This is a genomic window from Pantoea sp. Ft-CA_14 (assembly GCF_024520875.1).
Lineage (GTDB): Bacteria > Pseudomonadota > Gammaproteobacteria > Enterobacterales > Enterobacteriaceae > Pantoea > Pantoea agglomerans.
In genome coordinates, this window is record NZ_JALNPM010000010.1 from 1 (window position 1) to 14,535 (window position 14,535).

The following is a 14,535-nucleotide window of genomic DNA, read 5'->3' on the forward strand; positions in this document are numbered from 1 at the left end:
GTCGTTAGCTCAGTTGGTAGAGCAGTTGACTTTTAATCAATTGGTCGCAGGTTCGAATCCTGCACGACCCACCAATTCAGAATAAAGCGCCTTAAGGCGCTTTTTTCGTTTCCGCGGCACGGACTTTACCGTGCAGGATGAGAACCTGCTGCAGGTTCGCCTGAATCGCCGGGAGCGATTCAGGCTGATGCGACAGCATCACCCGCAGGGCGAGGCTCACGACGGGCCGAGGCTATCCTGCACGACCCACCAATTCAGAATAAAGCGCCTTTAAGGCGCTTTATTCGTTTCTGCTATTGAGAGATTTCCTGCGCTTCAGGGTAAAACTGCTTTTTCCAGCTATTTCAGACTTTAAACAAAGTGCTGGCTCAGGGAGCAAGGGCGAAGCTGCCCTTTGCTAAGGTACTGGATAAGCTCTCGCCTTTTCGCAACCTTAACAATTTCAGCTCTCAAGTCGTTTCACAGCGTGCCGATAACGTATCTGACAACTTACAGGGAGAAAAATGATGTCTTCAATTTCCGGAATTCTAAGCAGTGCAGTCAGTGGCGGTGACAGCGGTGGCGGCAGTGTTGCCTCGCAGGTCGCGGCGCTGAATAAACAGATTCAGAACGTCTTAACGCAAGTCAAAGAGCTGGCCGACAACAAAGAACTGACTGACGAACAGAAGTCTGAAATGCAGCAGATGTATCAGTCACAAATCACCATGTTGCAGGCACAGATTGCTCAGCTGGAACAGAAGCAGGCCGAGCAGGATCAGCCAAAGAGTGACAGCTCGTCCGTCAGTGAGAGCAAAGCAGACGGGATTAACCGCCCTACCGACACCAACAAAATTGATGTCTACATCTAAAATGCGGGCCTGGCCTCGCGTTGTTGCGCCAGCAGCGTCGCCTGCTGGCGCACCTCCTGCCAGATCGCTTCGGCAGCAGGCGTCAGCGAACGGTTTTTACGCTTGATCAGCGTGAGGCTGCGATTGATTTCAGGATATAGACGCCGCACCGTTAATGCGCGATCCGCCGGTAACGGTAACGCCAGCGCGGGCAGAATACTGATGCCGATCCCCACCTGTACCATCGGAAACAGCGTAGCGGGATGACCAATCTCCTGAACGACTTCAGCCCTGATATTCTGCTGCTGCATCGCCGCATCAATGAGGACCCGACTGCCCGAAGCGTAGTCCTGAAGCACCATGGTGCGGCCATCCAGCATTGACCATTCTGCCCTTTCCACCTGCGCCAGCGGATCATCATCACGGCATAGCAGCAGGAAAGGCTCATCCAGAATCGCGATGCTGTCAAAATCGCTGTCGCTGAGTGGCCCAATCACAATCCCGAAATCGACTTCGGCGTTACGCACACTTTGCAGCACCCACTGCTGGGCGCGATCGTGCAGTATCACTTTGATGTCAGGAAAGTGTTGCTGGCTGGCGGCCAGACATTGCGGCATCAGATGAGCGGAAATGGTCTGGCTGGCTGCCACCCTGACGGTACCACTGCGCTGTTCGCCAAAACTGCGGATATCCAGCAGCGTGGTATGAATCTCCTCCAGCAGGCGCTCCATGCGTGACGCCAGCTGTTTTCCCGCTTCAGTCAGCATCACCTCCCGGGTGGTTCGATCCAGCAATCGCACGCCGGTTTCCGCTTCCAGCTCTTTAATACTGTGGCTGACCGCCGACTGACTCAGACCTATCGCCTGCCCCGCCTGGCTGAATCCGCCATAGTGAGCCACCGCAATAAAGGTTCGTAGCTGACGCAGGGTGTAATTCATCGATTCCGCTCATAGATTAATTCAATAAATCAATTTTATTTCTAAACAGGTTTCACGCACAATCGCGCTATTGAAAAATTTACCGGAATTTAACAATGGGATTTTTAAAACTCGATCCGATGATGGTTAAACTCATCATCACTGTGCTACTGGCCTCTTTCCTGCCAGCCAGAGGGATCTACGTTGATATATTCAGCTATCTCGCGACGGCAGCGATAGCACTGCTGTTCTTTATGCATGGTGCCAAGCTGTCGCGTGAAAAGATCATCTCAGGCAGCAGTCACTGGCGGTTGCATCTGTGGATTATGTTCAGCACCTTTGTGCTGTTTCCGGTGCTGGGTCTGTTGCTGGTCTGGTGGCATCCGGTTAATGTCGGCCCGGAAATTTATACCGGCTTTATCTACCTCTGTATCCTGCCTGCGACCGTGCAATCCGCTATCGCGTTTACCTCCATGGCGGGCGGTAACGTTGCGGCAGCGGTATGCAGCGCCTCTGCATCAAGCCTGCTGGGTGTGTTTATTTCGCCGTTGCTGGTGAACCTGGTGATGGATATTCACAGCAGCGCGCCCAGTGATGGACTGGAGCAGATCGGGAAGATTATGCTGCAACTGATGGTGCCTTTCGTGCTGGGACACCTCTCACGGCGCTGGATCGGGGGCTGGGTTGAGAAGCACCGCAGCCTGATTGGCAAAACCGACCAGACCTCCATTCTGCTGGTGGTCTACTCCGCCTTCAGTGAAGCGGTGGTTAACGGCATCTGGCATCGCGTTGGGTTGATTACGCTGCTGTGGATTGTGGCAGGCTCAATCATCCTGCTGACCGCCGTGCTGATTATCAACCTGCTGGCCTCGCGTCTGTTCCGCTTTAAACGCGCCGATGAGATTGTGGTGCTGTTTTGTGGTTCGAAGAAGAGTCTGGCGAATGGCGTGCCGATGGCGAATATCCTGTTCCCGGCCAGTACCGTGGGGATTATTGTGCTGCCGCTGATGATTTTCCATCAGGTACAGCTGATGGTCTGCTCATTTATTGCCGGACGTTATAAGAAGACCAATGAGAAGCAGCAGCAGGCTGTGCAGGTCAAGGATTCGGTAATGGAGTCTCAGAAATAGATCGGCTGCCCGCCAGTGCGGGCAGCGTTACTTACGGGTCTGAAGCGGTTTAACTAACCCTTCCAGACCCTCAATTTTTATTGTCAGGGTGAGTTGCATGAGATCACCCAGCAGACCAGACGGAAAGTCCCCACTGCGGGCAAACCACAGCAGATAAGGCTCAGGCAGATCGATCAGCATCCGCCCCTTATATTTGCCAAACGGCATAGGCGTATTGGCTATCGCCACCAGCTGATGTTCATCCATCTGAGGCTCCCAGCAGGCGGATCATTTCCGCTTCATCAATCACTTCAATGCCAAGCTCCGCTGCTTTCGCCAGCTTTGAACCAGCCGCTTCACCGGCAATCAGCAAATCAGTTTTCTTTGAGACACTGCCGCTGACTTTTGCGCCCAGCGCGATCAGCTGCGCTTTGGCATCATCGCGGTTCATCTGCGACAGTGAGCCGGTCAGCACCACCGTTTTACCCGCGAACGGACTGTCGATCTCTTCGGCTCTCACCACCACCACCTGCGGCCAGTGAATACCGATATCCTCGACCAGCTGGCGGATAACCTCACGGTTGCTTTCCTCTTCCATGAAGTTGCGCACGTGTGCCGCAACGACTTTGCCGACATCCGGCACCGCAATCAGCGCCTCAAGATCGGCATCCATGACCTTCTGCAACTCACCAAAATGGTTAGCCAGATTGGCAGCGGTGGCTTCACCCACTTCACGAATGCCCAGTGCATAGAGGAAACGCGCCAGCGTAGTCGATTTCGCTTTCTCCAGCGCGTCGACAACGTTTTGCGCCGATTTCGGCCCCATGCGATCCAGTCCGGTCAGTTTGCCCGCCGTGAGACGGAACAGATCCGCTGGCGTGTTGACGTACTCTTTCTCCACCAGCTGGTCGATAATCTTATCGCCCATGCCATCAACATCCAGTGCCCGGCGCGAGACAAAATGCTTCAGCGCCTCTTTGCGCTGAGCACCGCAGATTAAACCGCCCGTGCAGCGCGTGACCGATTCCCCTTCGACCCGTTCTACTTCGGAACCACAGACCGGACAGTGTGCCGGGAACAGGACTTCACGCGTCTGTTCAGGGCGCTCGGCCATCACCACGTTGACCACCTGCGGGATCACATCACCGGCGCGGCGAATAACGACCCGATCCCCGATGCGTAATCCCAGCCGCTCGATTTCATCCGCGTTATGCAGCGTGGCATTGCTGACGATCACGCCCGCGACCTGCACCGGCTCAAGGCGAGCCACCGGTGTGATAGCCCCGGTGCGGCCAACCTGAAATTCGACGTCCCGCACCCAGGTCAGTTGTTCCTGTGCCGGGAATTTAAAGGCAATCGCCCAGCGCGGCGCGCGCGCCACAAAGCCCAGTTTTTCCTGCAGTTCCTGTGAATCGACTTTGATCACCACGCCATCAATATCAAAACCCAGATTCGGACGCTGTTGCTCAATATCACGATAGAAGGCCAGGGCTTCTTCTGCGTTGTGCACCAGCTTAATGCGGTCGCTGACCGGCAGGCCCCAGGCTTTAAACTGTTGCAGACGCCCCATGTGACTGTGCGGCATCTCACCGCCTTCCAGCAGGCCAAAACCGTAGCAGAAGAAGGTCAGCGGACGTTTGGCGGTAATGCGCGGATCCAGCTGACGCAGAGAACCGGCTGCTGCATTGCGCGGATTAGCAAAGACTTTGCCATCAGCCCGGCGTGCTTCCTCATTCAGCTTTTCAAAGCCGCGCTGCGTCATAAATATTTCGCCACGCACTTCCAGCCGTGCCGGAATGTTGTCGCCTTTAAGCCGCAGCGGGATAGCGCGAATGGTGCGGACATTGGCGGTAATGTTCTCGCCGGTTGTGCCGTCACCGCGCGTTGCGGCCTGGACCAGCAGACCATTTTCATACATCAGGCTGACCGCAGCGCCATCGAGCTTGAGTTCACAGCAGTAGGTTATGTCGTCACTGCTTTTCAGGCGATCCTGCACCCGCTTGTTGAAAGCCATAAACGTGGCTTCATCAAAGGCGTTATCCAGCGACAGCATCGGGACTTCATGGCGCACCTGCTCGAAGACCGTCAGCGGCGCGGCACCCACGCGTTGTGTCGGCGAGTCTGGCGTAATGAGATCCGGGTGTTCCTCTTCCAGCTGACGCAGTTCGCGCATCAGACGATCGTATTCAGCATCCGGCACTTCCGGCGCATCCATAACGTGATAGAGATATTCATGATGGCGCAACGTGGTGCGCAGTTCGGTGATGTGATCCTGGACGGATTTCATAAAGCCCCATCAGATAAAAAACCCCCGACAGGCGGGGGTTTGTTTTTAACAATTCAGATAGCGTTTAGCGCAGGTCTCAGACGCCAACCACATCGCGGATACGCGCTTTGTAAGTTTCCAGCTTCTGTGGCGTCATCATGCGACGCTCATCATCCAGCACCACGCCACCTACATCATCAGCGATACGCTGAGCCGACTGCAGCATCAGCTTGAAGTTCTGATTCGCATCGCCATAAGAAGGCACCATCATAAAGATAGAGATGCCAGGCGTGCTGAAATCGGTCATCAGGTCAGGATTGAATGAGCCCGGCTTAACCATATTGGCCAGACTGAACAATACCGGGCCGCTGCCAGCCGGACTGAGATGACGATGGAAAATGTTCATTTCACCAAACTGGAAGCCCGCCTGGAGAATACCCTGCAGTAGTGCCTCACCGTTCAGTTCACCGCCCGAGTGTGCGGCAACATGCAGCACCAGTACCGCTTCTTTCGGTTTTTCCGCTGGCGCTTTAGCAGCAGGCTGTGCTGGCGCGGGAGCCGGTGTCACTTCAGGCTGCGGCTCAGGTTCTGCCTGGTACTGCGGTGCTGGCTGTACAGATTCCAGCGGGTCGAGATCCAGCAGCGGGTCGGCCTGAACGGGCGGCGCGACAAAAGTGGGTGCGGGCTGCTGACGAACCGGTTCAGGGCGCGACTGCGGAGCAGGCTGCGGTGCCGTGTTAAAAAGCGGGTCGCTTTCAGGTTCGGGTTGAGGTGCGGGTCGTGGCGCAGGCTGACGCACAGGCTCAGCGGGCGCAGGCTTACGCGGCGCTTCTGGCTGTGGCTCGCGAATCTCATCGAAACGCGGTTCCTGATGTACGTTGCGATCAGAACGAACGCGAACCTCGCCGACGCCATCATCCTCGTCGTCAATCAGGTCCTGCTCATCATTTTCATCACGTTGTTTTAGACGTTTGTGCGGGCGATCGCGGAACACTGACGAACGCTCTTTACGGCTGGTCCACAGCCCGTGAAGAAGGAGCGCTATAATGGCGATCGCGCCAACAACGATTAATATCAGACGCAAATCCTGCATCATTGTATTCTCTGTTGTTCCAATACCTTGCCACCGCGGCAAACTTTATCCTCTAACTGTATTTGCCCTGCTACACAAGTGCAAGTCTGTGCACTATTTTCTGACAAATAAGATAGGCAACCCACGCTTTTTCGCTGTTTTTTTACCCAAACGGCACCTGGCCTGGAGAAAAAGCCAGGTTATAGTGGGCGCGCCTTAACATCTTCAGGAGAACTGGCTTTATGGCCCTTGAGAATTCCGTCTCAAATTTTAACGGCATGCACTACTTTAGCCAGGGCTGGAAACTGGTACGTCTGCCTGGCATTCGCCGCTTTGTGGTGATGCCGTTGCTGATCAATATCGTGATGCTGGGTGGCGCTTTCATCTGGCTTTTCTATCGTCTCGGTGACTGGATCCCGCGTCTGATGGCCCATATTCCGGACTGGCTGCAGTGGCTGAGCTATCTGTTATGGCCGCTGTCGGTGATTGCGATTGTGCTGGTGTTTAGCTACTTCTTTTCGACCCTGGCAAACTTAATTGCCGCTCCGTTTTGCGGCCTGCTGGCCGAGCAGCTGGAAGGCCGCCTGACAGGCAAGCCTCTGCCGGACAGCGGCTGGGCTGGAATGATCAAGGATGTGCCGCGCATTATGAAGCGCGAGATGCAAAAACTGGGTTATTACCTGCCCCGCGCGCTGGGACTGCTGCTGCTCTACTTTATTCCTGGCTTTGGCCAGACCGTTGCGCCGGTGCTGTGGTTCCTGTTCAGCGCCTGGATGTTGTCCATCCAGTATTGCGACTATCCGTTCGATAACCACAAAGTGCCGTTTCAGCAGATGCGCAACGCCCTGCGTCAACACAAAACGGCCAATATGCAGTTTGGCGCGCTAATCAGTCTGTTCACCATGATCCCGGTTCTGAACCTGGTGATCATGCCGGTTGCCGTCTGCGGTGCCACCGCCATGTGGGTCGATCGCTACCGGTCAACGCTGGCACGTCATGAGTTGCGTTAAATTCATCAGCGCGCCTTATGCTCTTTTTAGCAGGGCTTATTGCCGGGCGACATATAGATATACGATTTCTTTCCTTCCGCCACCAGGCAGAAAAGGTATGCTCATAGGGTTCCCAATAATTCATACAGTTAAGGACAGGCTATGAGTAAGATCTATGAAGACAACTCTTTGACAATTGGTCATACGCCATTGGTTCGACTGAACCGCATCGGTAACGGCCGCATCCTTGCGAAAGTTGAATCCCGTAACCCGAGCTTCAGCGTAAAATGCCGTATCGGTGCCAATATGATTTGGGACGCAGAAAAACGCGGTATTCTGAAACCGGGTGTTGAACTGGTTGAACCGACCAGCGGCAACACCGGTATTGCTCTGGCCTATGTCGCCGCAGCGCGTGGTTATAAATTAACGCTGACGATGCCAGAAACCATGTCAGTGGAGCGCCGTAAATTGCTGAAGGCGCTGGGCGCGACGCTGATACTGACCGAAGGCACCAAAGGCATGAAAGGTGCCATCAGCAAAGCTGAAGAGGTTGTTGCCAGCAATCCGGATAAATATGTGCTGCTGCAGCAGTTCAGCAACCCGGCCAACCCGGAAATCCATGAAAAGACCACCGGCCCGGAAATCTGGGAAGACACGGACGGCGAAGTGGATGTCTTTATTGCCGGTGTCGGAACCGGCGGTACGCTGACCGGCGTGAGCCGCTACATCAAAAACACCAAAGGCAAAAAAGATCTGATTACCGTCGCGGTTGAGCCGACCGATTCCCCGGTGATTGCTCAGGCGCTGGCGGGCGATGAGATCAAGCCCGGCCCACACAAAATTCAGGGTATCGGCGCAGGCTTTATCCCGGGCAACCTTGAGCTGAATCTGGTGGACCGCGTCGTGGCCATCACCAATGAAGAAGCGATCAGTACGGCGCGTCGGCTGATGGAAGAGGAAGGTATTCTGGCCGGTATCTCATCCGGTGCTGCCGTTGCCGCGGCGCTGAAGCTGCAGGAAGATGAAGCCTTCGCCAACAAAAATATTGTGGTGATCCTCCCCTCCTCCGGTGAACGCTATCTGAGTACCGCCCTGTTTGCCGATCTCTTCACTGAAAAAGAGCTTCAGTAGCAGAGGCCGATAGTCCGAAAATGGAGAAAAAAGCACCCAATCGGGTGCTTTTTTGTGGTGCAGATCTCACTTTCATCACCCGGCAGATTGATTTCAGTGACGCCGCTCTGGTATTTAGACTGCCAATTATTTCGATGCCTGAAATTAATCCGCGTTTGAAGTGGATCAAGCTGAATCGATTTACGGATTCAGTGAAACGGCGAATCACGGCATAATTAACCGGTGACGTGTAGAATCGGTTTTGAGACGCAACGGACTGTAGATTTGACGCATGCGCGTCTTTGGTCAGCATGAAGCTATACCCGCGCACCTACACAGGCTAAAGTAAAGGCTCCAGGCTAGACTTTAGATCCATAACACTCATCCTGATAACGTTGGGGAAATAGAATGTTCCAGCAAGAAGTTACCATTACTGCACCAAACGGTCTGCACACTCGCCCAGCTGCGCAATTCGTTAAAGAAGCCAAAGCTTTCCAGTCAGAAATTACCGTGACCTCTAACGGTAAATCAGCGAGCGCGAAGAGCCTGTTCAAGCTGCAGACACTGGGTTTAACCCAGGGAACGGTTGTGACCCTTTCCGCGGAAGGTGAAGACGAGCAGAAAGCAGTTGAGCATCTGGTCAAACTGATGGCTGAACTGGAGTAATCTCCGCTCAGCTCTCCAGCAAATCGACTCCTCTGCGCCATTGAGTGCAAACATCTTGATCGCGGACAACCTGTCCGCGTTATTGCTTTCGTAGAGTACGTGTCCCGCGACAATGGCACCGCACAGAGTCCCATCAGCCATCGTGATTAAAAGGTAGCGTTATGATTTCAGGCATTTTAGCATCACCAGGTATCGCTTTCGGCAAAGCACTGCTGCTGAAAGAAGACGAGATCGTCATCAACCGCAAGAAAATTTCTGATGACCAGGTTGAGCAGGAAGTCCAGCGCTTCCTCGATGGCCGCAGCAAAGCGGCATTACAACTGGAAGCGATTCGCGTCAAAGCGGGTGAAACCCTCGGTGAAGAGAAAGCAGCAATCTTCGAAGGCCACATTATGTTGCTGGAAGATGAAGAGCTGGAGCAGGAAATCATCGACCTGATCAAAAAAGATCACGCTTCTGCCGATGCTGCTGCTTACTCGGTTATCGATGGCCAGGCGAAAGCACTGGAGGAGTTAGATGACGAATATCTTAAAGAGCGTGCGGCTGACGTACGTGACATCGGTAAACGTCTGCTGCAAAACATCCTCGGTCTGCATATCGTTGACCTGAGCGCTATTCCGGACGAATCCATTCTGGTGGCAAAAGATTTAACGCCGTCAGAAACCGCACAGCTGAACCTGAAGAAGGTGCTGGGCTTTATCACCGATCTGGGTGGCCGTACCTCACATACCTCAATCATGGCGCGCTCGCTGGAGATCCCAGCCATTGTTGGTACCGGCAATGTGACCGTCACGGTTAAAAATGGCGATTTCCTGATTCTGGATGGCGTTAACAATGCGATTCACGTCAATCCTTCAGAAGCGATTCAGGAAGAGCTGAAAGCCGTACAGAACCAGTATCTGTCGGAAAAACATGAATTAGCTAAGCTGAAAGATCTGCCAGCCGTTACGCTGGATGGTCATCAGGTTGAAGTCTGCGCCAACATCGGTACTGTGCGCGATATCGCCGGTGCTGAACGTAACGGCGCTGAAGGCGTGGGTCTCTACCGCACCGAATTCCTGTTTATGGATCGTGACTCACTGCCAAGCGAAGAAGAGCAGTTCCAGGCTTACAAAGCCGTCGCTGAAGCCATGGGTTCACAGGCCGTTATCGTGCGTACCATGGACATCGGCGGCGACAAAGATCTGCCTTACATGAACCTGCCAAAAGAAGAGAACCCGTTCCTCGGCTGGCGCGCTATCCGTATCGCCATGGACCGCAAAGAGATTCTGCATGCGCAGCTGCGTGCCATCCTGCGCGCCTCCTCTTTCGGTAAACTGCGCATCATGTTCCCGATGATTATTTCGGTTGAAGAAGTACGCAGCCTGAAAGCGGAACTGGAACTGCTGAAAGCGCAGTTGCGTGAAGAAGGTAAAGCCTTTGATGAGAGCATTGAAGTCGGCATCATGGTGGAAACCCCGGCTTCAGCCGTGATTGCTCATCATCTGGCGAAGGAAGTCGACTTCTTCAGTATTGGGACAAACGATCTGACGCAGTATACTCTGGCGGTCGATCGTGGTAATGATTTGATCTCGCACCTGTACAACCCAATGGCGCCGTCTGTGCTTAACTTAATCAAGCAAGTCATTGATGCATCTCACGCTGAAGGTAAATGGACCGGCATGTGTGGTGAGCTGGCAGGTGATGAACGTGCTACACTACTGTTACTGGGAATGGGGCTGGACGAGTTCAGCATGAGTGCCATTTCTATCCCTGGCATCAAGAAAATCATTCGTAATACTAATTTTGAAGATGCGAAGGCATTGGCGGAGCAGGCACTGGCTCAACCGACAGCGGAAGATTTAATGAACCTGGTAAACAAGTTCATTAAGGAAAAAACGCTCTGCTAATCCGCATGATGCTGGCCCCAAATTACTGCTTAGGAGAAGATCATGGGTTTGTTTTCTAAACTTTTTGGCGAAAAAACGGATAGCGCTGGGACAATTGACATCGTAGCGCCTCTGTCAGGCGAAATCGTGAACATTGAAGACGTACCAGATGTGGTGTTTGCAGAAAAAATCGTGGGCGACGGTATTGCGATCAAGCCCAGCGGCAACAAAATGGTTGCTCCTGTTGATGGCACTATCGGTAAGATTTTTGAAACCAATCACGCTTTTTCGATCGAATCAGACAATGGCATTGAGCTGTTCGTCCACTTCGGTATCGATACGGTTGAACTGAAAGGTGAAGGCTTCAAACGCATCGCTGAAGAAGGCCAGAAGGTCAAAAAAGGCGACGTGGTTATCGAGTTCGACCTGCCGTTGCTGGAAGAGAAAGCGAAATCAACCCTGACACCGGTTGTCATCTCCAACATGGATGAAATCAAGGAATTGATTAAGCTGACTGGCCAGGTCACCGTCGGCGAAACGCCGGTGATTCGCATCAGAAAGTAAGCATTCGTTCATAACATAACGGCACCCGCGGGTGCCGTTATCGTTTCTTCTTTCTGCCTGTTCAGGGCTGCCAGTGCGGCAGACGCAGCGTCAGTTCCAGTCCGCCTTCTGGCCGGTTTCTTGCCTCGACCTCACCATGATGCGCCAGCACCACCTTGCGCACGATAGCCAGTCCCAGACCATAACCTTTGCCCATCAGCGGCGAATTCACCCGCACAAACGGGTCAAAGATGCTGGAGAGTTTATCCTCATCGACACCCGGCCCCTGATCGCGCACCTGAATCACCAGCCACTGCTGTTCTGTGCGCAGATGAACATCAATCCGCTGCCCTGGCTGAGAGAAGCGCAGCGCATTGCGTAATACATTCTCTGCTCCGCGCCGTATCAGCTCTGCATTGCCCCGCACGGTGTAATCAGCCCGATCGTCGACCTGCAACTCTACCTGCACGCCTGGGATCTGCGCTTCATAACGGACATCGGTAATAACCGCCTGCAGCAAGCCGGTCAGATCAAAATATTGCTCATCCGGGATGCTTTCATGCTCAGCCCGCGACAGTGTCAGCAGTTCACCGATCATCTTGTCCAGCCGACGCGCCTCTTCATCAATGCGATCAAGCGAACTATTCACACTTTCTGGCGTCTGTCTGGCCAGCCCGGTCGCCAGCTGCAGTCGCGCCAGCGGTGAACGAAGCTCATGTGAGATATCATGCAACAGTTCTTCACGGGCGCGCACCAGGGTATCGAGCCGCTCGACCATGGCGTCAAAGGCTTCAGCGACGTTTGAGATCTCGTCGTGGCGCTTACGCATGATCGGAAACAGCCGCACGCTTAAATCGCCCTCAGCCACGCGGGAAAATCCTTCCCGCAGCTGACGCATAGGTCGCGTCAGATTCCAGGCCAGAAGCAGACTGAACAGCAACCCTACCGAGCCAGCGAAGACAAACATCGGCTCAGGAATATTCAGAAATTTGCGCGGCATCATGTTCAGCGTACTGTCTTTACGCATGCCATCCAGGTCGTAGCGCAGCTTATAGGCTTTGCCATCCGCGCCGCGAACCCAGCGCACCACCTCTTCAGGAAAACGCCCTCTGATATCCAGGTTGCCGCTGTTTTCTGATTGTGACGGTTTTGTCTGTTGGGTAACGTGGAAGAACTGCCGGTCGCTGTTATCCCAGTCCGAGAGCATCGCATTCAGCGCATCAGGCCCGCCCCGCTCCAGCACTGACGCGGCGGAGGTCATCTGCAGATCCACAATACGGCGGATAGCCACGAGTTCAGGCGGTTCATGCCGTTTACCGGAGAGCGTAAAGCCGAGCCAGATAAGCTGGCTCATGATGACAAAAACGATCCAGAAGCCGATAAAGATCTTCCAGAACATGCGTCCACGGTAACTCTGTTTCATCGAATACGGTAACCGATGCTGCGAACGGTTTCGATGTTGATGCTGTCAGCGGTTAATGCACTGAGCTTCTGACGAATGTTACTGATATGTACATCGACGCTGCGGTCATAGGCTTCACGCGGACGACCGAGTCCCTTTTCAGAGAGCTCATCTTTTGACACCACTCTGTCCGGCGCACGCAGCAGCAGATCCAGCAGATTAAATTCCGACGCTGTGAGATCAAAGGTTTTACCCTGCCATTCGCTTATGCGGGTGGCGGGATTAAGCATCAGTTCCCCCCAGCGCAGCGGCTCTCTGGCGTCTGGCTGTGGCGCCTGCTCTTCGAAACGGCGCAATACGGCGCGCAGTCGTGCCACCAGCTCTCGGGGATAGCAGGGCTTGGGCATATAGTCATCCGCGCCCATCTCCAGACCGATCACGCGATCAATATTATCGCCTTTGGCGGTCAGCATAATCACCGGTATCCGGCTGTTCTGGCGCACCTGACGCAACACATCAATGCCGCTCATGTCGGGCAGCATAATGTCCAGGATCATGGCGGTGAACTCTCCCGATAACGCGCCCTGCACGCCGGCGCTGCCGGTCAGAACCAGCTGAGCATCAAACCCTTCCCCGATCAGGTACTGGCTTAACATCGTGCCTAATTCAACATCATCATCAACAAGCAAAATTTTCATGGTTATCTCTCTGGAGAATTGCCGCTATTTTGTCCTGTGCTGAACATTCGCGCAGCCTGATTTACGCGATCCTTACAGATTCAGTCTGTCTGGCACCGAAAATTGTGGTTAAAAAAAGGCCTGTGGGCAGTAAATGCACGCACAGGCCTGATTCCGCATCGGCAGAGGTTACTGATGGTAGAGTCCGGTAGAGAGATAACGGTCACCACGATCGCAGGCGATCGCCACCACCACGCTGCCAGGATTGGCCTGCGCGATGCGCAGCGCTCCCGCCACCGCGCCGCCTGAACTGACGCCACAGAAAATGCCTTCACGGCGTGCCAGCGCGCGCATCGTCTCTTCCGCTTCCTTTTGCGTCATATCCATCACATCATCCACCAGATCGGGACGGTAGATCCCCGGCAGATAGGCCAGCGGCCAGCGACGAATACCCGGAATACTGCTGCCTTCGCTGGGCTGCAAACCGATCACCTGCACGCCCGTGTTGAGCTCTTTCAGATATCGTCCTACGCCGGTAATGGTGCCGGTGGTGCCCATGCTGGAGACAAAATGAGTCATGCGCTGGTTCGACTGCTGCCACAATTCCGGGCCGGTGGTCTGATAGTGACCCAGCGGATTATCGGGATTATTAAACTGGTCCAGCACCCGGCCTTCACCGCGCGCCGCCATCGCCTGGGCCAGATCGCGTGCGCCCTCCATGCCCTGTTCACGTGGCACCAGGATTAACTCTGCGCCATAGGCGCGCATCGCGTCCTGCCGCTCCTGACTCATGTTGTCGGGCATCAGCAGGCGAAGTCGGTAGCCTTTCATCGCCGCGATCATCGCCAGCGCAATCCCGGTGTTGCCGCTGGTAGCTTCAATCAGCTGATCGCCAGGTGCAATATCACCACGCAGCTCTGCCTGATTGATCATCGACCAGGCCGCGCGATCTTTTACCGAACCTGCCGGATTATTGCCTTCCAGCTTGAGCCAGACCTCGCTGCCGTTGGCGGGCGTCAGGCGCTGCAACTTAATCAGCGGGGTATTGCCGATGGTATTTTCGAGAGTCGTCACGGTGCGGTTCCTGGC

At 54.3% G+C, this 14,535-nt stretch carries 14 protein-coding genes and 1 other RNA gene; 8 read left to right on the plus strand and 7 right to left on the minus strand.

Annotated features, from left to right (window positions below; genetic code table 11):
• Positions 1-116: 116 nt before the first annotated feature.
• Both NR195_RS15190 and NR195_RS15195 read left to right on the plus strand, forming a co-directional pair.
• Positions 117-252: non-coding RNA, RtT sRNA (locus tag NR195_RS15190), on the plus strand.
• Positions 253-506: 254 nt separating this feature from the next.
• Complete coding sequence (locus tag NR195_RS15195; protein ID WP_010259880.1) at positions 507-848, plus strand: FlxA-like family protein; 342 nt, start codon at positions 507-509, stop codon at positions 846-848.
• Here NR195_RS15195 and NR195_RS15200 read toward each other — a convergent pair.
• The gene (locus NR195_RS15200) at positions 845-1,765 is read right to left on the minus strand and encodes a LysR family transcriptional regulator (protein WP_010259882.1); all 921 of its coding nucleotides are present in this window, start codon (positions 1,763-1,765) and stop codon (positions 845-847) included. The two genes, NR195_RS15195 and NR195_RS15200, sit on opposite strands and share 4 nt — an antisense overlap.
• 95 nt (positions 1,766-1,860) lie before the next feature.
• Here NR195_RS15200 and NR195_RS15205 point away from each other — a divergent pair, with 95 nt between their 5' ends.
• Entirely contained in the window at positions 1,861-2,874 is a 1,014-nt protein-coding gene (locus NR195_RS15205) for a bile acid:sodium symporter family protein (protein WP_010671370.1), read from the plus strand.
• A 27-nt stretch (positions 2,875-2,901) separates the two neighbouring features.
• Here NR195_RS15205 and NR195_RS15210 read toward each other — a convergent pair whose 3' ends face one another.
• The 3 genes from NR195_RS15210 to zipA form a co-directional block, all read right to left on the minus strand.
• Positions 2,902-3,120 (minus strand): DUF3820 family protein, encoded by a 219-nt coding sequence (locus NR195_RS15210; protein ID WP_003848878.1) that lies wholly within the window; start codon positions 3,118-3,120, stop codon positions 2,902-2,904.
• Positions 3,113-5,140 carry an NAD-dependent DNA ligase LigA gene (ligA, locus tag NR195_RS15215; RefSeq protein WP_256844678.1) on the minus strand — a complete coding sequence of 676 codons (2,028 nt, stop codon included), beginning with the start codon at positions 5,138-5,140 and terminating at the stop codon, positions 3,113-3,115. The genes NR195_RS15210 and ligA overlap by 8 nt, the downstream gene beginning before the upstream one ends.
• A gap of 76 nt (positions 5,141-5,216) precedes the next feature.
• On the minus strand, positions 5,217-6,215 hold the full coding sequence (gene zipA, locus NR195_RS15220) for a cell division protein ZipA (protein ID WP_022624162.1): 999 nt from the start codon (positions 6,213-6,215) through the stop codon (positions 5,217-5,219).
• A 218-nt stretch (positions 6,216-6,433) separates the two neighbouring features.
• On the opposite strand from zipA, the gene cysZ reads away from it, so the two are divergent.
• The 5 genes from cysZ (at position 6,434) to crr (ending at position 11,388) form a co-directional block, all read left to right on the plus strand.
• On the plus strand, positions 6,434-7,201 hold the full coding sequence (cysZ, locus tag NR195_RS15225) for a sulfate transporter CysZ (RefSeq protein ID WP_033772369.1): 768 nt from the start codon (positions 6,434-6,436) through the stop codon (positions 7,199-7,201).
• Positions 7,202-7,342: 141 nt separating this feature from the next.
• Positions 7,343-8,311 (plus strand): cysteine synthase A, encoded by a 969-nt coding sequence (gene cysK / locus NR195_RS15230; protein ID WP_010671366.1) that lies wholly within the window; start codon positions 7,343-7,345, stop codon positions 8,309-8,311.
• 387 nt (positions 8,312-8,698) lie between these two features.
• Entirely contained in the window at positions 8,699-8,956 is a 258-nt protein-coding gene (gene ptsH, locus NR195_RS15235; protein WP_003848868.1) for a phosphocarrier protein Hpr, read from the plus strand.
• 161 nt (positions 8,957-9,117) lie between these two features.
• On the plus strand, positions 9,118-10,845 hold the full coding sequence (ptsI, locus tag NR195_RS15240) for a phosphoenolpyruvate-protein phosphotransferase PtsI (protein WP_010259908.1): 1,728 nt from the start codon (positions 9,118-9,120) through the stop codon (positions 10,843-10,845).
• Positions 10,846-10,887: 42 nt separating this feature from the next.
• Entirely contained in the window at positions 10,888-11,388 is a 501-nt protein-coding gene (gene crr, locus NR195_RS15245) for a PTS glucose transporter subunit IIA (protein WP_010259911.1), read from the plus strand.
• A 61-nt stretch (positions 11,389-11,449) separates the two neighbouring features.
• Here crr and NR195_RS15250 read toward each other — a convergent pair whose 3' ends face one another.
• From NR195_RS15250 to cysM, 3 genes are all read right to left on the minus strand, one after another.
• Positions 11,450-12,790 (minus strand): ATP-binding protein, encoded by a 1,341-nt coding sequence (locus NR195_RS15250; protein ID WP_256844679.1) that lies wholly within the window; start codon positions 12,788-12,790, stop codon positions 11,450-11,452.
• Positions 12,787-13,467 (minus strand): response regulator transcription factor, encoded by a 681-nt coding sequence (locus NR195_RS15255; protein ID WP_010671364.1) that lies wholly within the window; start codon positions 13,465-13,467, stop codon positions 12,787-12,789. The genes NR195_RS15250 and NR195_RS15255 overlap by 4 nt, the downstream gene beginning before the upstream one ends.
• Before the next feature lie 168 nt (positions 13,468-13,635).
• The gene (gene cysM / locus NR195_RS15260) at positions 13,636-14,520 is read right to left on the minus strand and encodes a cysteine synthase CysM (protein ID WP_010259921.1); all 885 of its coding nucleotides are present in this window, start codon (positions 14,518-14,520) and stop codon (positions 13,636-13,638) included.
• Positions 14,521-14,535: the final 15 nt, after the last annotated feature.